The sequence below is a fragment of the Micromonospora sp. NPDC005324 genome, assembly GCF_040607155.1.
Taxonomy (GTDB): domain Bacteria; phylum Actinomycetota; class Actinomycetes; order Mycobacteriales; family Micromonosporaceae; genus Micromonospora; species Micromonospora trifolii.
This window is the reverse complement of the sequence record NZ_JBEXGE010000003.1, coordinates 216155-238590: the sequence shown is the minus strand read 5'-3', so window position 1 is coordinate 238590 and position 22436 is coordinate 216155. Positions and strand designations below refer to the sequence as shown.

General features: G+C 73.6%; 17 protein-coding genes and 1 riboswitch. Of the genes, 10 read left to right on the top strand and 7 right to left on the bottom strand.

The window, feature by feature from the left end; all coding sequences use genetic code 11:
* Nucleotides 1-51 precede the first annotated feature (51 nt).
* Nucleotides 52-531: a YbjN domain-containing protein gene (locus ABZS40_RS04915; RefSeq protein ID WP_354941979.1), complete on the bottom strand. Its 480-nt coding sequence runs from the start codon at nt 529-531 to the stop codon at nt 52-54.
* 113 nt (nt 532-644) lie between these two features.
* Between ABZS40_RS04915 and ABZS40_RS04910 the strand changes: the two genes are divergently transcribed.
* Complete coding sequence (locus ABZS40_RS04910; protein ID WP_354941977.1) at nt 645-3104, top strand: DNA translocase FtsK 4TM domain-containing protein; 2460 nt, start codon at nt 645-647, stop codon at nt 3102-3104.
* A gap of 68 nt (nt 3105-3172) precedes the next feature.
* Here ABZS40_RS04910 and ABZS40_RS04905 read toward each other — a convergent pair whose 3' ends face one another.
* Both ABZS40_RS04905 and sugE read right to left on the bottom strand, forming a co-directional pair.
* Complete coding sequence (locus ABZS40_RS04905; RefSeq protein ID WP_354941975.1) at nt 3173-3418, bottom strand: hypothetical protein; 246 nt, start codon at nt 3416-3418, stop codon at nt 3173-3175.
* An 83-nt stretch (nt 3419-3501) separates the two neighbouring features.
* A complete protein-coding gene (gene sugE, locus ABZS40_RS04900; RefSeq protein ID WP_354941973.1) occupies nt 3502-3816 on the bottom strand; it encodes a quaternary ammonium compound efflux SMR transporter SugE in 315 nt (104 codons plus the stop codon).
* 62 nt (nt 3817-3878) lie between these two features.
* Nucleotides 3879-3949, bottom strand: a riboswitch (guanidine-III (ykkC-III) riboswitch).
* Nucleotides 3950-4042: 93 nt separating this feature from the next.
* Between sugE and ABZS40_RS04895 the strand changes: the two genes are divergently transcribed.
* The 7 genes from ABZS40_RS04895 to ABZS40_RS04865 all read left to right on the top strand — a co-directional run bounded on the left by ABZS40_RS04895 (nt 4043) and on the right by ABZS40_RS04865 (nt 10436).
* Nucleotides 4043-4966, top strand: a complete 924-nt coding sequence (locus ABZS40_RS04895) for an ornithine cyclodeaminase family protein (protein ID WP_354941971.1) — start codon at nt 4043-4045, stop codon at nt 4964-4966.
* 80 nt (nt 4967-5046) lie between these two features.
* Nucleotides 5047-6555, top strand: coding sequence for a 30S ribosomal protein S12 methylthiotransferase RimO (rimO, locus tag ABZS40_RS04890; RefSeq protein WP_354941969.1), 1509 nt, complete (start codon nt 5047-5049; stop codon nt 6553-6555).
* Nucleotides 6556-6632: 77 nt separating this feature from the next.
* The gene (gene pgsA, locus ABZS40_RS04885; protein WP_354941967.1) at nt 6633-7223 is read left to right on the top strand and encodes a CDP-diacylglycerol--glycerol-3-phosphate 3-phosphatidyltransferase; all 591 of its coding nucleotides are present in this window, start codon (nt 6633-6635) and stop codon (nt 7221-7223) included.
* A gap of 184 nt (nt 7224-7407) precedes the next feature.
* Nucleotides 7408-7902 carry a CinA family protein gene (locus ABZS40_RS04880; protein ID WP_354941965.1) on the top strand — a complete coding sequence of 165 codons (495 nt, stop codon included), beginning with the start codon at nt 7408-7410 and terminating at the stop codon, nt 7900-7902.
* Nucleotides 7903-8121: 219 nt separating this feature from the next.
* Entirely contained in the window at nt 8122-8556 is a 435-nt protein-coding gene (locus ABZS40_RS04875) for a helix-turn-helix transcriptional regulator (protein ID WP_328650478.1), read from the top strand.
* Nucleotides 8557-8754: 198 nt separating this feature from the next.
* Nucleotides 8755-9627, top strand: a complete 873-nt coding sequence (locus ABZS40_RS04870; RefSeq protein WP_354941963.1) for a PspA/IM30 family protein — start codon at nt 8755-8757, stop codon at nt 9625-9627.
* A gap of 23 nt (nt 9628-9650) precedes the next feature.
* Nucleotides 9651-10436: a hypothetical protein gene (locus tag ABZS40_RS04865; protein ID WP_354941961.1), complete on the top strand. Its 786-nt coding sequence runs from the start codon at nt 9651-9653 to the stop codon at nt 10434-10436.
* A 69-nt stretch (nt 10437-10505) separates the two neighbouring features.
* Here the strand turns inward: ABZS40_RS04865 and ABZS40_RS04860 are convergent, their stop codons facing one another.
* Together ABZS40_RS04860 and ABZS40_RS04855 are read right to left on the bottom strand one after the other, a co-directional pair.
* Entirely contained in the window at nt 10506-14117 is a 3612-nt protein-coding gene (locus ABZS40_RS04860; RefSeq protein ID WP_354941959.1) for a hypothetical protein, read from the bottom strand.
* A 165-nt stretch (nt 14118-14282) separates the two neighbouring features.
* The gene (locus ABZS40_RS04855; RefSeq protein WP_354941957.1) at nt 14283-15092 is read right to left on the bottom strand and encodes a DNA-formamidopyrimidine glycosylase family protein; all 810 of its coding nucleotides are present in this window, start codon (nt 15090-15092) and stop codon (nt 14283-14285) included.
* A 109-nt stretch (nt 15093-15201) separates the two neighbouring features.
* Between ABZS40_RS04855 and ABZS40_RS04850 the strand changes: the two genes are divergently transcribed.
* The gene (locus ABZS40_RS04850; protein ID WP_354941955.1) at nt 15202-16464 is read left to right on the top strand and encodes a hypothetical protein; all 1263 of its coding nucleotides are present in this window, start codon (nt 15202-15204) and stop codon (nt 16462-16464) included.
* 33 nt (nt 16465-16497) lie between these two features.
* Here the strand turns inward: ABZS40_RS04850 and ABZS40_RS04845 are convergent, their stop codons facing one another.
* Entirely contained in the window at nt 16498-16740 is a 243-nt protein-coding gene (locus ABZS40_RS04845) for a CPCC family cysteine-rich protein (protein WP_354941953.1), read from the bottom strand.
* A gap of 241 nt (nt 16741-16981) precedes the next feature.
* Between ABZS40_RS04845 and ABZS40_RS04840 the strand changes: the two genes are divergently transcribed.
* Nucleotides 16982-17539 carry a hypothetical protein gene (locus tag ABZS40_RS04840; protein ID WP_354941951.1) on the top strand — a complete coding sequence of 186 codons (558 nt, stop codon included), beginning with the start codon at nt 16982-16984 and terminating at the stop codon, nt 17537-17539.
* A gap of 144 nt (nt 17540-17683) precedes the next feature.
* Here ABZS40_RS04840 and ABZS40_RS04835 read toward each other — a convergent pair whose 3' ends face one another.
* Nucleotides 17684-22354 (bottom strand): DEAD/DEAH box helicase, encoded by a 4671-nt coding sequence (locus ABZS40_RS04835; RefSeq protein WP_354941950.1) that lies wholly within the window; start codon nt 22352-22354, stop codon nt 17684-17686.
* Between the last annotated feature and the right edge of the window lie 82 nt (nt 22355-22436).

Sequence of the window (22436 nt, the reverse complement as noted above, 5' to 3'; positions counted from 1 at the left end):
AGCCGGTGGGTGGCGTGCCGGTGCGGCTGCCGGTGAACTCGTCCCGGCCGGTCACGACGGCACCGCGCCGGGCAGTCGACGGACCGCCACGGCCAGCTGGCAGCCGGTGGAGATGCCGCAGTCGAGCAGTTGGTCGAGCTGGTGTGGGGTCACGCCGCGTTCCAGGTCGGTGATCACCTCTCCGTACACCCGGGCCCGACCGTCGTCGTCGACGTGCACGAACGCCTTCGGCCAGAGCCGGTCGTGGTTCCAGGAGTTGCAGAACGCGTACAGGTCGGGCACCCGTTCGATGCCGAAGGTCGGATCGACCATGGTGCGGATCTGGAGCAGCTCCCCGTCCCCGCCGACGCGGAGGAACCAGATCAGGTTGTCGTCGAAGTGGCCCACCAACTCGCCGTCGGGGGCCGGGCCGACGGACCTGCCACGGGCAGCGAGCACCGCGGCGACCAGTTCACCGGTCAACGGACGCAGCGCGCCAGGATGCCCGGCCAGCGGATCGTCCGGATCGCCTTCGATGTCCGGCGACGCCATGGGGCATCCCTTCTGAGGCGGATATCACGACCGGCGGTGGGGTTCGTGTTACGACGCGCGGACACGACCCGGAAAAGCGGGGATCTGCCCGGCCCCACCGTTACCGTGACTCTATGGCGGGGCGTACCTCTCAGGCGAGCCGGCGGCGCGGCGCGTCGCCGCGCGGTGGCACCAACAGTCGTGCCCGTCAACCGGCGAAGAAGGCCACCCGGGCACCGGTCCGACGTCGCACCACGCCGCCCCGGCCCGGCCCGGCGGTCTACGTCGGCCGTGCGGTCGGTGCACTGTGGATGGGGCTGGCGCACGGGATGGGCTGGGCGGTGCGTGCCGCTGGCCGGCAGGCCGCCTCGGCCCGCGACCTCGACCCGGAGCACCGTCGCGATGGCGCGGGGCTGCTCATGTTCGGGCTCGCCCTGCTCTGCGCGGTGGCGCTCTGGCTGTCCGGGGCGGGGCCGGTGGGCGAGCAGCTGGCCGACACGATCCGGCTGTTCCTGGGCGCGATCTCGGTGGTCGTCCCGGTGCTGCTGATGATCGGGGCGTGGCGGCTGATGCGTCAGCCGGCCGATCCGGAGCACCGGGGCCGTGGGTTGATCGGCTGGGGTTCGCTGCTGGTGTCGACCGCCGCGTTGCTCCAGATCGGTCAGGACCCGGTTGACCCGCTGGAGCGTGACTTCGCCGGTGGTCTGGTCGGTGCGGGCGTCGGTGGGCTGCTGGAGCGGGCGGTCACCGCCTGGGTGGCGGTGCCGCTGCTCATTCTGCTGCTGCTCTTCGGCCTGCTCGTGGTGACCGCGACGCCGATCAACAAGATCCCCGAGCGGCTGGGTCTGCTCGCCGGCGGGCTGGTCGGTGCACCGGAGGCCGACGAGGAGACGGACGAGGCGGCTGCCAAGCCGGCGCGCAAGCGGCCGGCGAAGCGGATGCCCGCTCCACTGGATCCGGACGACTTCGAGGACCTGGACGGCGCGGACCTCCAGGAGACCATGGTGCTGCCGCGCAAGTCTCCGGCGAAGGTCCCGGCGAGCCGCAAGCCGTCGGTCGAGCCCCCGGAGCACTCGCCCGCGCCGACCCGGGCCGAGCAGCTCGCGTTGACCGGGCTGGCGGGGGACTACACCCTGCCGCCGGCCAACATGCTCAGCGCCGGGGCCGCCGCGAAGACCCGCAGCAAGGCCAACGACGAGGTGATCGCCGCGCTGACCGGCGTGTTCGACCAGTTCGACGTGGACGCCGCTGTCACCGGCTTCACCCGTGGCCCGACCGTGACCCGCTACGAGGTGGAGCTGGGGCACGGCGTCAAGGTCGAGCGGATCACCCAGCTGTCCCGCAACATCGCGTACGCGGTGAAGTCACCGGACGTTCGGATCCTCAGTCCGATCCCGGGCAAGAGCGCCGTCGGCGTGGAGATCCCGAACACCGACCCGGAGAACGTCGCCCTCGGGGACGTGCTGCGCTCGCGCGCGGCGACAAGCGACCACCACCCGATGGTCGTGGCGCTCGGCAAGGACATCGAGGGCGGCTACGTGGTCGCCAACCTCGCGAAGATGCCTCACATCCTCATTGCCGGCGCCACCGGTGCCGGAAAGTCGAGCTGCCTCAACACTCTGCTGGTGTCTGTCCTCACCCGGGCCACCCCGGACGAGGTGCGGCTGCTGCTGATCGACCCGAAGAGGGTCGAGATGACCGGGTACGAGGGCATTCCCCACCTGGTCACCCCGATCGTGACCAACGCGAAGAAGGCGGCCGAGTCGCTGGACTGGGTGGTCCGCGAGATGGACATGCGCTACGACGACCTCGCCGCGAACGGGGTCCGGCACATCGACGACTTCAACCGCAAGGTCCGCAACGGCGAGATCAAGGCGCCGCCGGGCAGCGAACGCGAGATGCGGCCGTACCCGTACCTGTTGGTGATCGTGGACGAGCTGGCCGACCTGATGATGGTCGCGCCGCGCGACGTGGAGGACTCGGTCGTCCGGATCACCCAGCTGGCCCGGGCCGCCGGCATCCACCTGGTGCTGGCCACCCAGCGCCCCTCGGTGGACGTGGTGACCGGTCTGATCAAGGCGAACGTGCCGTCCCGGCTGGCGTTCGCCACCTCCTCCCTCGCGGACTCCCGGGTCATCCTCGACCAGCCGGGCGCGGAGAAGCTGCTCGGCCGTGGTGACGGGCTCTTCCTGCCGATGGGCGCCTCCAAGCCGGTCCGGATCCAGGGTGCCTGGGTCACCGAGCGCGAGATCGCCGACGTGGTGAAGTTCTGCAAGGACCAGCGTGAGCCGGAGTTCCGCAAGGATGTGCTGGCCCCGGCGCAGGAGAGCAGGAAGAAGACCGACGAGGACATCGGCGACGACCTGGACCTGTTGGTGCAGGCGGTGGAGCTGGTGGTCACCTCGCAGTTCGGCTCGACCTCGATGCTGCAACGCAAGCTGCGGGTCGGTTTCGCCAAGGCGGGTCGCCTGATGGACCTGATGGAGACCCGGGGAGTGGTCGGGCCGTCCGAGGGGTCGAAGGCGCGCGACGTGCTGGTCAAGCCGGACGAGCTGGACGAGGTCCTGTCCGGCCTGCGCGGCGACGTGGACTGACCGACAGTCGACCCCGGACGCACGACGGGCCCGCCGGTATCCGGCGGGCCCGTGACGTGGGGGAGCGGTCAGTTGCTGATCAGCGCGGCGAAGACCACGAGACCGAGGATCGCGGCGACGACGCTGGCCGCGGCGGCGTACCAACCCAGCGGCTTGTCACCGAGCACCGCGCCGACGACGCCCGCGATGACGCCGAGCACGCCGAAGATGATCGGGTTGAGCAGCAGAGCCAGGACCGCGAAGACGAAGCCCACGATGGTGATGATGCGGGCGGCGTTGCTGCGGGGACGAGCGGTGCTCGGCATGTCGGCCATGTCTTCCTCCGGTTTGAGAGCCTGTCGTGACGAATCGATCACTACCCACTGTGGGCGCTGACCACGCCTGCCGACGGGGCAACTCAGTGGAAGATCTTGAGACCGATCACGCCGGCGACCACCAGCAGGAGACAGAGGATCCGGGGCAGGCTCGCCGACTCACCGAGCACCAGCATCCCGACCAGTGCGGTGCCGACCGCGCCGATGCCGACCCAGACCGCGTAGCCGGTGCCGACGGGGATGTCCCGGAGTGCGTACGACAGCCCGGCCATGCTCAGGAGCAGGGTCACCACGAACACCACGGACGGGATCAGCCGGCTGAAACCGGCGCTGCGGTCCAGGGCGATCGCCCAGGCCGTCTCCAACAGTCCCGAGATCACGAGTACGAGCCAGGCCATCGTTCACCTCACCGGAGAGCGCCCGGGGCTGCCGCGCCGGGACGAGTCGAGTCTGCACGTCACGCGGGGCGTCTTGGCCTGACCGGGTACGCCCACCACTCGTCCGGAGCGGCCACGAACATCCGGCCACCGGTGCCGACGCTAGCACCGACCCCCGGTGGCGGGGCGGTGACCACCGCCACGGTCCGTTGACCTGCACCTGACTTCAACATGCAGTATCGCCAGCATGACCATGCTCTACGCCGACCCCGAGGTCGCCGCCGCGCTGGACGCCGCCACCACTGTCGACGCCATGCGCGCCGCCCTCCTGGCCGCGTACGAGGGACGCCTGATCGCGCCGCCCCGGGCCGCCGCGCCGCTGAGCGGCGGGCGGATGGTGCTGACCACCGGGCACCTGGTGGGCGAGTGGTACGGCTTCCGCTCGTACGACACCTTCGGCCACCCGCAGGGCGAGCAGTTGGTGGTGCTGCACGACGCCCGGACCGGGGCGATCCGGGCGGTCGCCGTCGGCGAGGAGCTGGGCTCCCGTCGTACCGGAGGGTTGGGGGGCCTCGCGGTCGACGCGCTGGCCCGTCCCGACGCCGCGACCCTCGGGGTGGTCGGCTCCGGCCGGCAGGCGTGGACCCAGGTCTGGGCCGCCGCCGCCGTCCGCCAGTTGCGCGAGGTGGTCGTGCACAGCCGGTCCGCCGCTCGCCGGGAGGCCTTCGCCGCCCGGGTCCGTGCCGAACTGGGCGTGCCGGCCCGCGCGGTGGCCGACCCGGGCTCGGCCGTCGCCGGTCGGGACCTGGTGGTGCTGGCGACCACCAGCCCGACCCCGGTGCTCCGCGCGGCCGACCTCAGCACCGGCACGCACGTCAACGCGATCGGCTTCAAGCAGCGCGACCGCAGCGAGTTCGGCACCGACCTGCTGGACGCCGCCGACCTGCTGGTCACCGATTCGCCGGCCCAGGCGGCGGACTACCAGCCGCCGATGCTCGCGGCCACACCCCCGTACGCCGGGCGGTTGCGCGACCTGGGCGGCATCCTGGCCGGCGCGGTCCAGGGCCGGACCACCGCGGACCAGATCTCCGTCTTCTGCTCCACCGGCCTGGCCGGCACCGAGGTGTTCCTGCTCGACGCGCTCACCCGGGTTGGCGCCGAGGCGCGCTGACCGGAATGACGTTCGCCTCCGTGTCCACCGTCTCCGCAGCCCGCGTGCGCGGGCTTACCCGGCCGGCCCGGTACCCTCGGATGGTGTCTGCCACCTCTCCTTCTCCCGCTGACCACGCCGAGGGCCGTCGCGTCGCCCTGCTGACCCTGGGCTGTGCCCGCAACGAGGTCGACTCGGAGGAGCTGGCCGCCCGCCTGCACGCCGACGGCTGGCAGGTGACCACCGACGGCGAGGGCGCCGACGTGGTGGTCGTCAACACCTGTGGTTTCGTGGAGAAGGCCAAGCAGGACTCGATCCAGACCCTGCTCGCCGCCGCCGGAACGGGCGCCAAGGTGGTCGCCGCGGGCTGCATGGCCGAGCGGTACGGCCGGGAGTTGGCCGACAGCCTGCCCGAGGCGCAGGCGGTGCTGAGCTTCGACGACTACCCCGACATCGCCGCCCGGCTGAACGCCGTCGTGGCCGGCGAGCAGATCACCGCGCACACCCCACGGGACCGGCGCGAGTTGCTGCCGCTGACCCCGGTGCAGCGCCGCGACAGCGGAGTGTCGCTGCCCGGCCACGGCACGGTGACCCGCACCGTCGTCGACACCGACGAGCACACCCCGGCGCACCTGCGCCAGGTGCTGCGCCGACGGCTCGACACCGGTCCGGTGGCCTCGCTGAAGCTGGCCAGCGGCTGCGACCGCCGCTGCGCGTTCTGTGCCATCCCGGCCTTCCGCGGGGCCTTCGTCTCGCGTACCCCTGACGAGCTGCTCGCCGAGGCGGAGTGGCTGGCCAAGACCGGCGTACGGGAGCTGGTGCTGGTCAGCGAAAACTCCACCTCCTACGGCAAGGACCTGGGTGACCCGCGCGCCCTGGAGAAGCTGCTGCCGCAGCTCGCCGCGGTGACCGGCATCGTCCGGGTGCGGGCCAGCTACCTTCAGCCGGCCGAGACCCGGCCCGGGCTGGTCGAGGCGATCGCCACCACACCGGGCGTGGCACCGTACTTCGACCTGTCGTTCCAGCACTCCAGCGAGCCGGTGCTGCGCCGGATGCGGCGTTTCGGCTCCACCGACCGGTTCCTGGAGCTGCTGGCCAGTGCCCGCGCCCTGGCCCCGGACGCGGGCGCCCGGAGCAACTTCATCGTCGGTTTCCCCGGCGAGACCCGCGCCGACGTCGACGAGCTGGTCCGGTTCCTGACCGAGGCCCGGCTCGACGCGATCGGCATGTTCGACTACAGCGACGAGGACGGCACCGAGGCCGCCGGTCTGCCCGGCAAGGTCTCCGCCGCGACGATCAAGCGGCGCTACGACCGGCTCAGCGCCCTCGCCGACGAGCTCTGCTCGCAGCGGGCCGAGGACCGGCTCGGCTCGACCGTCGAGGTGCTCGTCGACTCGATCGAGGACGGCGTGGTGGAGGGCCGGGCGGCCCACCAGGCGCCTGAGGTGGACGGTTCCACCACCCTGGTCGCCCCTGTCGAGGGCGGGGTCGACCTGGCCGCGCTGCGCCCGGGCGATCTGGTGCGCGCTACGGTGACCGGCACCGAAGGGGTGGACCTGCTCGCTGTGCCGGATGAGATGATCTCGGCGGCGCCCGGCGCGGCACGGTGACGGCGGGCCCGAGCGGAGCGGGGGACCCAGGTGGTGCGGTGCCGGGAACGCCACGGCGGCCCGAGCGGAGTGCGGCGGTGACCGGGGCGACGGAGTCGACGCCGGGCCGGGTGGTGGCCGTGGTGCCCGTCGTCAACGCGGCCAACGCGCTGACCGCCCTGCGGCTGGTGCTGGTGCCGGTCTTCGGCGCCTCGGTGATCGTTTCCGGGATGACCAGCGCCGGTTGGCGGATGGCGGCCTGCCTGATCTTCGCGGTGGCCTCGGCGACCGACCTGGTGGACGGCTGGATCGCCCGCCGCTTCGGGCTGGTCACCTCGGTCGGCAAGGTGGCCGACCCGATCGCCGACAAGGCGCTCACCGGCGCGGCGCTGGTGCTGCTCTCCTGGTACGACCAGCTGCCCTGGTGGGTGACAGCGCTGATCCTCGTCCGCGAGCTGGGCATCACCGGCCTGCGGTTCTGGGTGATCCGGCACGGTGTGATCGCCGCCAGCCGAGGCGGCAAGGTCAAGACCGCGCTCCAGATCCTCGCCATCGCCTGGTACCTCTGGCCGATGCCGGCAGCGCTCGCCGCCGTCGGCCCCTGGATCATGGCCGCCGCCGTCCTGGTCACGGTCGCCACCGGCTTCGACTACATAGCCCACGCCCTCCGCCTCCGCCGCCCCCGCTAACCCCCCCCGGCCCACGGGCCCCCCGGGCCCCCTCCCTCCGTTGATCATGAAGTTTATTGCCAGTCGGGGCGGCGTGTCGTGACGCTAACTTCATGATCGACGCGATTGGGTCGGGGTTGGGGGCTGGTGGGTGGGGAAGGACGCTGGGGTGTCGGTGAACGGTGGCGGGGCGGACGGTGCTGGGGTGAGCAGTGCTGAGGTGGGCAGTGCGGCGGCCGGGGTCGTGCACCGACTGGCCGAGCGGCACGAGACCCTGGCCACCGTCGAATCGCTCACCGGTGGGTCGCTGGCCGCCTCGATCGTGAACATCGCCGGGGTCAGCGGGGTCTACCGGGGTGGCCTCGTGGTCTACGCCACCGAGTTGAAGGCGACCCTGGCCGGCGTACCGGATGACCTGCTGTCCGAGCGAGGCCCGGTCGACCCGGAGGTCGCGGCGGCGCTCGCCGAGGGGGGCCGGCAGCGGTGCGGCGCGGACTGGGGGCTGGCCACCACCGGGGTCGCCGGCCCGGAGCCGCAGGACGGGAAACCAGTGGGCCTGGTCTACGTCGCGGTCGCCGGCCCGAACGGCGGCGAGGTCCGCCAGCTCGACCTGGGCAGCGGGCGGGATCACGTCCGGGCGGGGGCGGTGGTCGAGGCGCTGCGGCTGCTCGCCGACCGGCTCGCCGCCACAACCCCCTGAAGGCCAGGGCCGAAGCGGTCAGAGCCACCCAAGCCGATGCCACACGGGCGGCGGCGCGCCCCGGTGAGCCCGTCCCGGCGAACCGACGGGCGGGGCGGGATGTCGCCCGGGCCAGCAACGGGTACGGTTGCGGGAAGGCTCCGACGTTCGGGGTCGGCGCGGTCCGCCGCGGCCGGCCGCCCAGCGGCGGGCGCGAGGTATCCCTCAGGGGGAGGTGCGATGATCCTGCTACGCCGGGTGATCGGTGACGCACTGCGAGCGCGCCGGCAGGGCCAGCAGCGCACGCTGCGTGAGGTCTCCACCGCCGCCAACGTCAGCCTCGGCTACCTCTCCGAGATCGAACGCGGGCACAAGGAACCGTCGAGCGAGCTGCTCGCCGCGATCTGCGACGCCCTCGGCGCCCGCCTCTCCGAGCTGCTGCGCGAGGTGAGCGACACCGTGGCGCTCGCCGAGCAGATGCCCGGGGTGCTCGTCTCGATGCAGGACGAGCCGGCCGACGCCGCAGCCAAGAACACCAACCGGGGTGTCCGTCAGGTCACCTCCGACGGCAAGGTCGCTGTCTCGGTCCGCCAGGACTCGCCGCTCAAGGCCACTCTGCGCAGCACCCGGGTCCGCCCGACCGAGCGCGACCGGGACGTGGTCTGCGCGGCCTGAGCCGCCGATCCAGTTGACCATGGGCGGGCTGGCCCCGGCCGCGTAGGGTTGCTCGCAGGAGCCGCCGGTGCTGTCGACCGACCGGTACGGATGCCTCGTTGGCGTTCTGCTGGGACGATGGAGACCGGCCGGTCATGGTCGGTCGGTTTCACCGGCCCGGCCGTGGTGGAGCGACGCTACTGAGGGGATACCGCGGAGATGGCGAACCCGTTCGTCAAGGGTTGGAACTACCTGATGGCACTCTTCGGTGCGAAGATCGACGAGCATGCCGATCCCAAGGTGCAGATCCAGCAGGCCATCGAGGATGCCCAGCGGCAGCACCAGGCGCTGGTTCAGCAGGCTGCCGCGGTGATCGGCAACCAGCGTCAGCTGGAGATGAAGCTGTCCCGGCAGATGTCCGAGGTCGAGCGGTTGCAGGGCAACGCCCGGCAGGCCCTGGTGCTCTCCGACCAGGCCCGGGCCAAGGGCGACGAGGCCGAGGCGGTGCGGTTCGAGCAGTCCGCGCAGACGCTGGCCAGCCAGCTCGTCTCCGCCGAGCAGGCCACCGAGGACCTGAAGACCCTGCATGACCAGGCGCTGGGCGCCGCCGCCCAGGCCCGCAGAGCGGTCGAGAACAACTCGATGATCCTCCAGCAGAAGCTCGCCGAGCGCACCAAGCTGCTCAGCCAGCTGGAGCAGGCCAAGATGCAGGAGACGGTGGCCCGCTCGCTGGAGTCGATGTCGTCGCTGACCGCGCCCACCAACACCCCGTCGTTGGACGAGGTGCGCGACCGCATCGAGCGGCGGTACGCCAACGCGATGGGTCGCGCCGAACTGGCCGGCAACTCCGTCGAGGGCCGTATGGTGGAAATTCAGAAGGCCACGATCGACTCGGCAGGCTCCGCCCGGTTGGAGCAGATCCGGTCCAGCATGGCGGGGGAGCAGCTCGGCGGCACTGCCCAGCGACCGGCAGTGCCGCAGGCCGAGAAGACCGGCCCGGCCAACGACCCGACGGCCGCCGCCCGACTGGACGAGCTGCGCGCCAGCATGGCTCGCGAGCGGGGCACCGGCGACCCGACCGCCGCCGGCTGAACGACCGGATCGAGGGGGTCACTGTGGCAGACGAGCGGACACGGTACTTCCGGAGGTTGGGTCGGCTTCGCCGGTCGGCCCGACGGTGGAGCGTGCTGGCCGGTGGGCTCGGCGGCGCGGCGGTGGTGCTGACTCCGTACGCCGGCCTTGGTCTGCCCGACGCGGCCTGGGCTGGCGCCGCGGGCAGTGCGGTGGCGCTCGCCGCCTGGCGCTGGATCGACGTGCGCGCCCTGGCCGCCCAGCCGGCGCCCCCCGCGCTCGACCCGGCCGAGGCCGCGGCCCGGTCGCGGGCCCGGTTGATCGCCGCCGTCGAGCGGCTGCCGGTCGGCCCGGGCGTGCTGGCCGAGGTACGCCGGGTCCGCTCCCGGATCGCGCTGCGCGGCACCAGCGCCGGAGAGCAGTGGGCCCGACTGGACCGGGCGGCGCTCACCCTGGCCGGGATGGCCCCCCGGCTCACCGGGCTGGCCGAGCCGGCGGTGCTGGAGGCCGCCGCCGCCGACCGCTCGCTGCGCGACCTGGCGGCCCGGGTGGCCAGCGTCGAACGAGCGCTGCGGCTGGCACCGGCCGACGCCCGGCCGCCGCTGGCCGAGGCTCACGCCGCGTTGACCGCACAGCTGGAGGGCGGGGTGGCGGCGTACGAACGGCTGGTGGTCGCTGCCGCCGGCTACCTGGCCGAGGACGCCCGACCGGAGACCGCCCACCCGGCGGCCGACCGGCTCACCGAGGCGACCGACCTGCTGCACGGGGTGGCCGGGGCCCTGGCCGAGCTGCGGGCCGTCGGCACCCCGCTGCGCATTCCGACGCGCTGACGGCACACGCCCCGAGCAGGTGCGCGCCGACGGCGGGTGCTCCGAGAGGGCACGCCGCCCCTGGGCCGGTCACTGTGGTGTCGTCACCAGGACCGGCCCGGTGTACGGCGAGGTGCCCACGACGTTGAACGACCGGATCCGGTAGTGGTAGGTCACTCCCCGGGTCAGCCCCGTGTTGGTGAAGCCGCGGCCGGTCACGGTGAAGGTGGCCGTCTCCTGCTCGAAGGCCGGGTCGAGGGCCCGCTGCACTGTGAACCCGGACCCCGGACCGCCGGGTGCGCTCGCCTCCCAGGCCAGGGTCACCGTCGCGGTGTCCGGCCCGGGTGCGCTGGCGGCGGCGCTCACCCCGCTGGGGGTTCCCGGCGCGGGTGGCGAGGTCACAGTGGCGACCGTCGACCACGCCGAGGCGGCGCCCAGGTAGGTGGTTCGCACCCGGTAGTAGTACGTGGTGTCCGGTGCCACTGCCGCGTCCAGGTGGCTGTCGCCGACCCCGATCGCCGTAGTGCCCGGGCCGCTGGTGAACGTCGGGTTGGTGGCCCGCTGCACGTCGATGCCGGTGGCGAACGAGCGGTTCGTCCAGCGCAGTGCCACGCGCAGCGGCGCGGCCGGCGGAAGCGTCGCGACCAGACCGCTCGGCGCGGCCAGGTGCACCGAGGCGGGCACACCGTTCGACCAGGACGAGTAGCTGACCGCGTTCTCCGCTCGGATCCGGTAGTGGTAGGTGACCCCGGGGGTGACTGTCGCGTCGGTGTAGCGGGTGGCGGCGGCCGCGACGGTGATCGTGGTGACCTCCCCGCCGAAGGTCGCGTCGGTGGCCCGCTGCAGCAGGTGGCTGGTGGCGGGGGGTCGCCCGCCGTTGCCGGTCCAGGTCAGCGTGATCGCGGGCAGCGCGGTGGCCGAGCCCGGCACCGGTGTGGCGGTCAGCCCGGTCGGTGCCTTCGGCGCCACCCGCAGCACCAGCGGTCGGTTCATCCCGCCGTCGCGGTGCCCGGCGAGCTGACTGTGCCAGCGGTACTCCCAGCCCAGGTTGACCAGGTGGTTGACCACAGTGGCCGGTCGGCCGTCGGCCGGGCTGACCGGCGTCGACCCGGTGCGGGCTCCGGCCAGGCGGCCCGGGTCGAGCAGCCGGACGCTGTCACCCAGCTTGAACGGCAGCACCGGCGCGACCGGGCGCAGCGCCACCACCACGTCCTCCCGGGGGTTCACCCGGATGATCCCCTTCCAGCCCAGCTCCGTGCCGTGCGGGAGTCGCAGCGTGCCGTCCCAGCCAACCCGGCTGACCACCTGCACGTCGCAGCCACCGACGTGCAACGGCTCGGTCTGCCGGACGTTGCCGCTGATCCGCCAGAGCTGCGTGCCGTCGGTGGCGGCGCCCACCGGCACGGCGGGGTCGGTGGCGAAGAGCACCTCGGTGACCGGGTCGGTCGCACCGAGCGGCAGCGTCGTCGGGTTGAGCGGCCCGGCGTGCGGGTGCCCGACGCCGAGTCGGCCCGCCAGCCGGCCGTGGTCCGGTTCGAAGATCTGCTGTGCGGCCTTGACCGCGATCGGCACTGTCACCGGGCCGGTCCCCGCCGTCGGCGTGAACGTCACACTGGTGGCGTGCACCGGCACCGTCGTCTGAGCCGGGGTCCGGGTGCCGAACGCCGGGTCGTACGCCGGCTGCGGGACGATCGGCGGGCGCTGGCTGGCCGCGTACGCCAGGGGTAGCCGTTCGCGCAGCCGGCTCAGGTCGTACGGCGGCTCGGGCGTCCCGGTCACCCGGAACTGGAGCACTGTGCGGGTGTTCGGGCCGTACCCCGGTTCGGTGGGGGGCGGGCCACCCTCGGCGCTGCGGTCCGGGGCGTCGGTGTGCTGGTCGTAGCGGGGGTCGAAGCCGGGCAGCGGGGCCGGAGCGTCGTTGTACAGGATCAGCGTGCTGCCCGGCGGCACGGCGGAGAAGTCGACGAGCACGTCGGCCCGTTCGCCCGGGGCGAGCAGCACTGTGTGCCCGTCGACGTTCAGCACCGTCGGGTCGAGCCGGTCGTAGCGGTAGCCGATCGGTCGGTTCGGCAGCACCACCGGCGCCGGCAGGAGGCCGGCCTCGTTGCCGATCTGGATGAACTCCGGCCCGGCGGCGCGGGGGTCCGGCACACCGCCGTCACGCCCGTCGGTCGGCCACCCCGCCGGACGGTCCGCCGCCCGAGCGGCGGGCACCATCGGCACCTCACCGGCGTCGGGGTCGGCGAGCGCCCCGTCGGCAGTCCACATCGCCGCGTCGGAGCAGGCGCGGTAGAGCTGGAGGTTGAGGCTGCGGTCCAGGCAGGCGTTGAGGATCCGGAACCGGTACGCGCGCGGCCGCACCTCCAGGTACGGGTAGGCGACGCCGTTGACGAGGGGGGTGTCGCCGTACGCCTCGGGAACGGCCGACGGGTGCGGTACGCCGGGGCTCAACGGCGGCTCGTCCGGCGCGCCGACCGGGTCGTGGTACGGGTTCGGCACCCAGCCGTCGGCGCGGGTGTCGTCCGGGGCGGAGTTGTGGGACCAGGGTCCGTAGTCCCACCGGCCGGTGGCGTTGCGTCCGCCGGAGGAGTACGGGTTCTGCCGGGGTTGGTAGACGTGCGGGTGCCAGAGGCTGCCCCGGGCACCCCATCGTTCCCGGTCCCAGGTCGGATCCTCGGCGGCGAGTTGGGTGTCGTCCGGAACGAACGTCTTGTCCTCGATCACCAGGGGCACCTGGTCGGCCGGCAGTACCGCGTCGGCGACGAGCTGGTCCTCGGCCGGGTCGGTGAGCAGGTAGAGCGCGAGCTGTCCGCCGTAGACGGTGAGCCGGGCCAGGCCGAGGGTGTTGTCGTGGAACCACAGCAGCCGGCCGCTCTGCTCGTTCGGGAAGTAGAGCGTGGTGGCCCCGGCGCCGGGCGCCGGCATGTCCGGCACGTGGGCCAGGCCGGGCCCGGTCGGGTACGGGGTGATCTCCCCGGCCGGGGTGATCCACTGCCCCGGATTGCCCGCGCTGGTCCAGCCGGTCTGCGCACCGGCCAGGTGCAGCACGGCCCGGTTCTGCGGGTAGGGCGCCGGTCCGTCCAGGGGCCCCAGGCCGGCCCCCTCGATGGTGTCGTCGACCGGCAGGAACAACTCGCCGGCCCGACCGGCGGGGAGCTGGTTGATGAACTTCACCCGGACCGGTCGACCCCGACGGGCGCGGATCATCGGCCCGAGGTGCCACTGTCGCTCCGGAGGAGCCACAGTGTTGTGCCCGGCCGGGTCGGTGCCCAGGTTGAGTTGCCGGTAGCCGCGCAGTCGGGTGGCCGGCAGGTCCCGGTGCAGCCGCTGGGCGTACTCCTGGAGACCGATCTCGTAGTAGTCGCAGCCCGGATAGCTGCTGGTGTCCGGCGTGGCCACCGGCAGGTGGCTGCCGAGATCGCCGTGGCCCGGCTGGCCCGGGAGGGGCAGTGGGTCGACGAACTTGCGCAGCCCGGTCCCGGCCACCACCTGTCCGTCGGGGCCCCGGGTCGGGCGGGGGGTGTGGGCGAAGTTCGGCACCGGGCCGAAGTAGCGGGGCACGACGGCCGGGTCCAGGCTCGGCGTGACGACGGCTTCCTCGGCGGTACGCGCGGCCGGCACTGACGCCGCCCGGCCGTCGGTGTCGGTGTCGCGGGTGGTCCGCTCGAAGAAGGTGGAGCGGAGTCTGCGGAACATCGCCATGACTCTCCCCGGTTCGGGGCGCGAGGCCCGCCACCCCGGCGTGGGGGACCTCGGCACTCTGCTGACGGTCGGTGAGCGCTCAACCGCAGCATGCGACTCCGGCGGCCGGTTAGGAATTACCCAATCGTCCGTTTCTGCCATGGGTCCCGTCTGGCGAGAGCCTGGTCAGCCGGATGACGACGAACCGGGGCGCTCGGGCTGGCAGACCGGGCACCAGTAGGTGACCCGCTCGCCCAGCTCCTCCTTGCGGATGGCGGTGCCGCAGCGGCGGCAGGGCTGGGCGCGGCGGCCGTACACGTAGCTGGTCTGCCCCCGGTGCAGCGAGCCGGTGCTGCTCTGCGTCCACCGGCCCCGGTTGGCGGCCAGCAGCCGCTGTGCGAGGGCCACCAGGCCCGGCAGGTCGGGCACCCCGCCGACCGGGGTCCACGGCGACACCCCCCGCAGGAACAGCACCTCGCACTTGTAGAGGTTGCCCACGCCGGCCAGGTTGCGCTGGTCGAGCAGCGCCTCGCCGATGGTCTGCTCCGGGTGGTCGGCGAGCCGGCGGACCGCCTCGGCCGGATCCCAGTCCGGGCCGAGCAGGTCGGGGCCGAGGTGGCCGACCAGTTGGTCCTCCTCGGCGGTCGGCACCAGGGTCAGGTCGTGCAGGTGGTAGCCGACCGCGACAGCGCCGGGGCTGCGCAGCACCACCCGGATCAGGTGAGCGGGTCGGCCGCTCCAGCGTTCCCCCGGGGCGTACGCCCGCCAGGCGCCGTCCATCCGCAGGTGGGAGTGCAGGGTCCAGTGCTCCCCGGTCGGGGTGTCGAGCCGCAGCAGCAGGTGCTTGCCCCGGCTGGCCGACTCGCGGACGGTCCACGCGGTGAGGTCCGTGGTCGCCAGCTGCGGCACCCGGAAGTCGCTGCCGGTGATCCGCGCGCCGGCCAGCGCGCGGTGCAGCACGCGCGCGGTGTTCCAGACAGTGTCGCCTTCGGGCACCCTGCCATCCTCCCTCTCTCGAGCAAGATTCGCATGTGTCGCCATTTGTACTCAGGTTCCTCATGATCTCCCGACATGCGAGGGTCAGGGGGTTCTGAGGAGAATGCCCATGACGCGACCCCGTTGTCGTATCCCATCCGTCGCCCTCATCGCCACCCTCGCCCTCCTGCTCACCGCAGCGCTCCTACCCGCCAGCGGCCCTGTCCCGGCCGCACCCGGCGGCGCCCCGATCACCCTCGTCGCCGCCGCACCCGGCGACGAACGGTGGAGCGCCGACCTCACCATCGTCGACAGCGACGATGTCAACGTCCGGCGCACCGCCGCCGGCCTACGCCTGCGGGAGGCCCGCTCCACCGGGCGCGGCGCGCGCAGCCCGCACAGCGCGGTCGCCGAGGGGATGCTGCTGAACGCTCCCCGCGCCCTCGCCCGGCCGGCCACCCGGGTCCGCGCCGACATCAACGCCGCGGTCCCCGCCGGGGCGACAGTGGAGGCGCAGGTCCGCGGCTGGCGGGCCGCCGGCTGGACGGAGTGGCGGGCGGCCACCACCGGCGCGGTCTTCGACCGGCCGGTCACCCGGGTGCAGACCCGGGTGGTGCTCACCGCCCCCGATGGTGGCGCAACGGCGACGGTACGGGGTGTGCAGCTCACCGCCGACGCGAACGCCGCCGTCTCCGCCGCCACGCCCGGCCGCACCTACCGGGTGTACGCCACCCGCATCGGACTGGTCGGTGAGCTGACCGCCAACGGCCGTACCGTGCAACCCCGGGACCACTTCGCGGCGCTGCCGTCGCGGCGGGGTCTCTCCCCGCTCAACACCGGCGACTACACAGTGCGGGTCTGCACCACAAACGGCTCCCGCTGCGAGTACGCCCCGGTCTGGGACGTCGGGCCGTGGAACACCCGCGACGACTACTGGAACCCCTCATCGGTCCGGGAGAACTGGAAGAACCTGCCGCAGGGCCGGCCCGAGGCGCAGGCCGCGTACCAGTCCGGCTACAACGGCGGACGGGACCAGTTCGGGCGGACCGTGCTCAACCCGGCCGGCATCGACCTGGCCGACGGCACGTTCTGGGACGGGTTGCGGCTGACCACCAACGCCTGGGTGGACGTCGCCTATCTGTGGACCGGAGGCGGGCCGCGCGGCGTGGTCGGTGACGGACCGCTCAACATCCGCACCGGGGCCAGCACGTCGTACGGGACCCGTGGCCTCGCCGCCCGGCTGGCCCACGTGCCGATCCAGTGCTACGTCACCGGTCAGTCGGTCGCCGGCCCCTACCGGACCACCACCCGCTGGAACCGTCTCGCCAGCGGGCAGTACGTCAGCCACGCGTACATCTCCAGCGTGTACGGCGGCAGCGTGCCCGTCTGCTGAGCCACGCTCACCCCGTCGGGCGCCCCGTCCGGTTCAGGGGCGCTCGTCGGGGCGAGCCGTACGCACCATGTCCTGGTAGCGCGGGTGGCTGGCACCGTAGACGGCGTAGTTGAGACGGGCGTGCGTGAGGCTCAGGTCGCCGTTGGGGCCGCCCCGGACGGCGTCGGCGTCGGCGTCGGTCTGGCCGTCGTCGGTCCAGAAACAGACGGGGCAGGTCCCCCCGCCGGTCCGGGATGCACAGCAGGGACAGCCCACAGGAACCACATGCTTACCCACCGGAGAAGCATTCCACAGTCGAACATCAGCCCGATACCCGCAGGAGGCCCCCCGGGGAGGCCGCGAGGAGGTCCGCGGCCCGCCCGCCGTTGACCGCGACCGCGACCAGACCGGCCGAATTCTCTAGGGCACGGCGGACATGTCCGCAGGCTGGTAGAACCACCGGTGCTGGCGGATACGGGACAGCGCAGTGGCCGACCGGCCCCTCCCGCCGACGGAGGACGTTGGGCAGACTGCCCTGGTGACAACTCGGAACCTCCCCGCAGTCGGAATCCTGCTGGTCGCCGTCGCTCTCAGCGCCGGTTGTGGCAGTGACGACGACGGCAGCCCGAACGCGACCCCGTCCGTCTCGTCCGAGGCGGCCCCGACCGGCCTGCCGACGCCCCGAGCCTCATCCGGTGCCGACGGCGCGACCCCGCCCTCCGCCGCCGCACAGGGCACGACGGAGCGACGGCCGGCCAGCCCGCCGCCGGTGGTGCTGCCCAAGCGCCCGGCCAGTGCGCCCGGCGCGAAGAAGGTCATCGAGGCGTTCCGGGCCGCCGGCCTGAAGGTGGCGCACCCGAAGGACCGGTCGGTCGACTGTGGGCCGGACGGCCTCGGCCTGGGCTGTTCCGAGCTGATGGCCACCGACGCCGTCACCGTCTACGTCTTTCCGGACGAGACCAGCGCCAGCGACATCGCGGAGACCTGGGGCGGCCAGTCGTACCAGCGCGGCGCGGTGGTGCTGAACTACCTGGAGGCGAAGACCCCGGCCGCCGACCGCCCGCGCTACGAGAAGGTCCTCGACGGCCTGGGCTGAGGCGTCGGCGCGGCCGGAGCATGTCGTTCTGTTGAGTGTGATGTCTGTGGGTCATCAAGATGACTCACAGACATCAGGCTCTGTGCGGGATTGCCCTCGGCGGGCCTTGGCTCCCCGGTCACGCGTCGGGCGTCGATCGGCGGGTCAGCCGCGCAGGCGCAGGCCGCGGGGGGTGGCCCGGAAGCCGGCGGCGGTCAACGCGTCCCGCAGCGGCGACGAGTGCACCGCCTCGCCGTCGGCCCGCTCCACCGACATCGCGCCCAACGCCCCCGAGTGGACGGCGTCGGCGAGCGCCTTGCCGGCCGCGGCGAGCGTGTCGGTGTCGTCGGTGAAGGAGAGCAGCGTCCGGCCACCACGTTCGACGTAGAGGACGAGGTCGCCGCCGACCTGCACCACCAGGGCACCCGCCTTGCGGCCGGCCCGGTGCCCGGTCGCAGGGGTGGCACCGTCGCCGGAGTCGATCACACGTTCCGGCCAGGGCAGTGCCGCACCGTACGGGTTGGCCGGGTCGGTCGCGGCGAGCACTGTGGCCGCCGCGCCCCGACCCCGGGCACCGTCGGTCGGCTCGGCCAGCGCGCGCAGCCGGTCCACCGCACCGGGTACGGCGAACTGCGCCGCCCCGAGCCCTTCGACGAAGTAACCACGGCGGGCCGCCCCGCGCTCCTCCAGCGCCGACAGCACCGGGTAGACCGCCGAGAACCCGCCGACCACCTGCTCGGCCATCACCGCACCCCGGGTGACCACACCGTGACGCTCCAACAGCAGGTCGGCGAGCGCGGCGGCCCGCCGGGTCGGGTCGAGGTCCCGCTCCGGGAGACGTGACCAGCGGCCGGCGACCGTCGGCGGGCCGCCCCGGGTCGGCAGCGCCACCCGACCGGGCCGCCGGTAACGGGTGCGGGGCGCGGACGGCCGGGAGCGGTGCGCGCCCCCGGCGCCGAGCACCGCGCGCAGCGGGGCGAGGGTGTCGTTGCTGAGGTGCCCGGCCCAGACCAGGTCCCAGATCACAGCGGTCAGCGCGGCGTCGTCGGTCGAGCCGACCCGGTCGGCCAGCGGACGGAAGAACAACGCCTGCCCGTCGCCGAGCGCGTCGAGCACCGCGTCGTGCAGCGGGGTGCGGGTCAACGCCTCGTCCGGCGGCGGCAGCAGCAGCGGCGCGGCGTCCGCGTACGCCAGGGTGACCCAGCCGTCGCCCCCGGAGATCGCGCCCGACCCCGCCCAGAGCACCTCCCCGCTGGCGCACAGCTCGTCGAGCTGGGCGGGGGAGTAGTCAGCGACCCGGGCGGGCAGCACCAACCGCTCCAGCGCGGACGCCGGCACCGCGGTGCCCTGCAACTGCTCCACAGTGGCGGCGAGCGCCTCCACACCTCGGGCGGACGAGCCGACCTGCTGCCAGCGCGGCAGGAACGTGGCGAGGGCCCGGGGCGGCACCGGCTCGATCTCCCGGCGTAGCGCCGCCAGCGAGCGGCGGCGCAGCATCCGCAGCACCTCGGCGTCGCACCACTGGGCGCCGGCCGAATCCGGGGTGAACTCCCCGGAGACCACCCGCCCGGTGGCGCCGAGCCGGCGCAGCGCCTGCTCGACGACGAACACCCCGAGCCCGAACCGGGCCGCACAGCTGGCCGCGGCGAACGGCCCGTGGGTGCGGGCGTAGCGGGCCACCAGGTCACCGAGCGGATCGGCCACCGGGGCGAGGTACGCCTCGGCCACCCCCATCGGCAGCGCCACGCCGAGGGCGTCGCGCAGGCGAGCGGCGTCCTCGACGCCCACCCAGCGCTGCTCGCCCGCGATCCGGACCCGCAGCACCCGGCGGGTGGCCTCCAGCTCGCTGAGCCACGTCTCCGGCACGCCCCGCTCGGTCAACTCGGCGTCGCTCAGGTCACCGAGCACCCGCAGCAGCTCGACGACGTCCTCGGCGTCGCGGGGGCGGCGCTGCTCGGTCAGCCACCGCAGCTGCCGGTCGGTCTCGGTGAGCACCGCCGGGTCGAGCAACTCCCGCAGGTCGACACGGCCGAGCAGCTCGCCGAGGAGCGTGGAGTCGAGAGCGAGTGCGGCAGCGCGGCGCTCGGCCAGCGGGGCGTCGCCCTCATAGAGGAACGCGCCGACGTAGCCGAAGAGCAGCGACCGCGCGAACGGCGACGGCGCGTTGGTCTCCACCTCGACCAGTCGCACCTTGCGGGTGGCCAGGTCGCGCATCAGCCCGGCCAGCGCCGGCTGGTCGAAGACGTCCTGGAGGCACTCCCGGGCGGCCTCCAGGGTGACCGGGAAGTCCGCGTACTCGCGGGCGACGTCGAGCAGTTGCGCGGCGCGTTGCCGTTGCTGCCAGAGCGGTTGACGGCGGCGCGGGTCGCGGCGCGGCAGCAGCAGGGACCGGGCGGCGCACTCCCGGAAACGGGCGGCGAAGAGGGCGGAGGTGCCGACCGACTCCTCCACGAGTTGGGTGATCTCGTCGGGCTCGAAGACCACCACGTCGGCGCCGGGGGGCTCATCGGCGGTGTCCGGAAGTCGCACCACGATGCCGTCGTCGGAGGGCATCACCTGGGCGTCCACCCCGTACCGCTCGGCCAGCCGGCGGCCCACCGCGAGCGCCCAGGGTCCGTTGACCCGGGCACCGAGCACGCTGTGCACGGCCAGTCGCCAGTCACCCAGCTCGTCGCGGAACCGCTCGACCACGACCGTGCGGTCGTCGGGCAGCGAGCGGGTGGCCTCCCGCTGCTCGCGCAGATAGGCCATCAGGTTGCCGGCGGCCCAGTCGTCCAGCCCGCCGTCGCGCAGCGCGGCCAGGGCCGCCTCGTCGGTCTGGCGCAGCAGGGTGCGCACCCGGGCGCCGATGGCCCGGCCCAGCTCCACCGGTCGACCCAGCTGGTCGCCCTTCCAGAACGGCATGCGCGCGGCCTGCCCCGGGGCGGGCGAGACCAGCACCCGGTCAGGAGTGATCTCCTCAATGCGCCAGGAGGACGAGCCGAGCAGGAAGACGTCGCCGACCCGGGACTCGTAGACCATCTCCTCGTCCAGCTCGCCGACCCGGGCGGCCCGCTCGGCGCCGGCCAGGAAGACCCCGAACAGGCCCCGGTCAGGGATCGTTCCGCCGCTGGTCACCGCGAGGCGTTGCGCACCCTGGCGGCCGGTGAGCACGTCGGTGGCCCGGTCCCAGACCAGGCGGGGGCGCAGCTCGGCGAACGCCGTGGACGGGTAGCGGCCGGAGAGCATGTCGAGCACGGCGTGCAGCGCCGAGTCGGGCAGCTCGGCGAAAGGCGCGGCCCGGCGGACCAGCACGGCCAGGTCGCCGAGCGGCCACGGCTCCAGCGCCACCATCGCGACGATCTGCTGGGCCAGCACGTCCAGTGGGTTGCGCGGGTAGTGCAGCTCCTCGATGGCGCCGGCGGTCATCCGCTCGGCGACCACCGCGCAGGACAGCAGGTCGCCGCGGTGCTTCGGGAAGACCACCCCCCGCGAGATGGCGCCCACCTGGTGCCCGGCCCGGCCGACGCGTTGCAGGCCGGCGGCCACGCTGGGCGGTGCCTCGATCTGCACCACCAGGTCGACCGCGCCCATGTCGATGCCCAGCTCCAGGCTGGAGGTGGCCACCACCGCCGGAAGCTGACCGGACTTGAGCGCCTCCTCGATGTGCTTGCGCTCCTCCCGGGAGACGCTGCCGTGGTGGGCGCGGGCGATCACGGGCGGCGCGCCGGTGGCCGCGCCGGACTGGGCCATCACCTCGGCCGGCGGCCGGTTGCGCAGCGGACCGGCGGGGCCACCCCAGCGCTGCGCGCCGGACGCCGGGCCGTCGTCGCCCGCCGGGTCGTCGCCAACCGGCAACCCCTCCGGTACGCCGATCGCGCCCTCGCCCGACGCGGATGCGTCCACCGCCTCGGCGGCCAGCTCGTTGAGCCGGGCGCAGAGGCGCTCGGCACTGCGGCGGGAGTTGGTGAAGACGATTGTCGAGCGGTGCTGCCCGATGAGGGTGAAGACCCGCTCCTCCACGGCCGGCCAGATCGACGCCCGACGCGGCCCGGGGCCGCCGAGGTCGTCCTCCGGTGGCTGCTCCTGCTCGTCCAGGCGGGTCATGTCCTCCACCGGGACCTGCACGCTGACCTCGATGGTCTTCGGCGTGGCCGGCTGCACCACGTCGACCGGGCGGGCGCCGCCGAGGAAGTGCGCGCAGGCGTCGATCGGCCGGACGGTGGCCGAGAGGCCGATGCGCTGCGCCGGGGCGGGCAGCAGCTCGTCGAGGCGTTCGAGGGAGAGGGCGAGGTGGGCGCCGCGTTTGCTGCCGGCCACCGCGTGCACCTCGTCGACGATCACCGTCTGGACGCCGCGCAGCGAGTCGCGAGCCGCGGACGTGAGCAGCAGGAACAGTGACTCGGGCGTGGTGATGAGGATGTCCGGCGGGGTGCGGGCGAAGGCTCGTCGCTCGTCGGCGGGCGTGTCGCCGGTGCGCATGCCGACGGTGATGTCGGGCGGCGCGACACCCAGCCGGGTGGCCGCCTGCCGGATGCCGGCCAGCGGGGCGCGCAGGTTGCGCTCGACGTCGACGGCGAGGGCCTTGAGCGGGCTGACGTAGAGCACGCGGCACCGCTGGCGGGCCTCGGCCGGCGCCGGCTCGCGGGCGAGTCGGTCCAGTGACCAGAGGAAGGCCGCGAGTGTCTTGCCCGAGCCGGTGGGCGCCACCACGAGCGCGTTGCGGCCGGCGGCGACGGACCGCCAGGCGCCGGTCTGCGCGGCGGTCGGTGCGGCGAAGGCGTTGTCGAACCAGGCGCGGGTGGCCGGGCCGAACCCGGCGAGCACCGCGCCGGCGTCTGTGTCTGCCCCGGTCACCGGTCCATGGTGCCCCGCCGGTCCGACATCCACGAGCGACCTCACGATGGATTGGGCCAGCAAAAGGCAGAAAGCGTGGAAC

What these genes read in the sequence shown, in the direction of transcription:
- ABZS40_RS04915 (WP_354941979.1), bottom strand. Translation starts at nt 531, where the DNA reads ATGGCGTCGCCGGACATCGAAGGCGATCCGGACGATCCGCTGGCCGGG.
- ABZS40_RS04910 (WP_354941977.1), top strand. Translation starts at nt 645, where the DNA reads ATGGCGGGGCGTACCTCTCAGGCGAGCCGGCGGCGCGGCGCGTCGCCG.
- ABZS40_RS04905 (WP_354941975.1), bottom strand. Translation starts at nt 3,418, where the DNA reads ATGGCCGACATGCCGAGCACCGCTCGTCCCCGCAGCAACGCCGCCCGC.
- sugE (WP_354941973.1), bottom strand. Translation starts at nt 3,816, where the DNA reads ATGGCCTGGCTCGTACTCGTGATCTCGGGACTGTTGGAGACGGCCTGG.
- ABZS40_RS04895 (WP_354941971.1), top strand. Translation starts at nt 4,043, where the DNA reads ATGACCATGCTCTACGCCGACCCCGAGGTCGCCGCCGCGCTGGACGCC.
- rimO (WP_354941969.1), top strand. Translation starts at nt 5,047, where the DNA reads ATGGTGTCTGCCACCTCTCCTTCTCCCGCTGACCACGCCGAGGGCCGT.
- ABZS40_RS04875 (WP_328650478.1), top strand. Translation starts at nt 8,122, where the DNA reads ATGATCCTGCTACGCCGGGTGATCGGTGACGCACTGCGAGCGCGCCGG.
- ABZS40_RS04870 (WP_354941963.1), top strand. Translation starts at nt 8,755, where the DNA reads ATGGCGAACCCGTTCGTCAAGGGTTGGAACTACCTGATGGCACTCTTC.
- ABZS40_RS04860 (WP_354941959.1), bottom strand. Translation starts at nt 14,117, where the DNA reads ATGGCGATGTTCCGCAGACTCCGCTCCACCTTCTTCGAGCGGACCACC.
- ABZS40_RS04850 (WP_354941955.1), top strand. Translation starts at nt 15,202, where the DNA reads ATGACGCGACCCCGTTGTCGTATCCCATCCGTCGCCCTCATCGCCACC.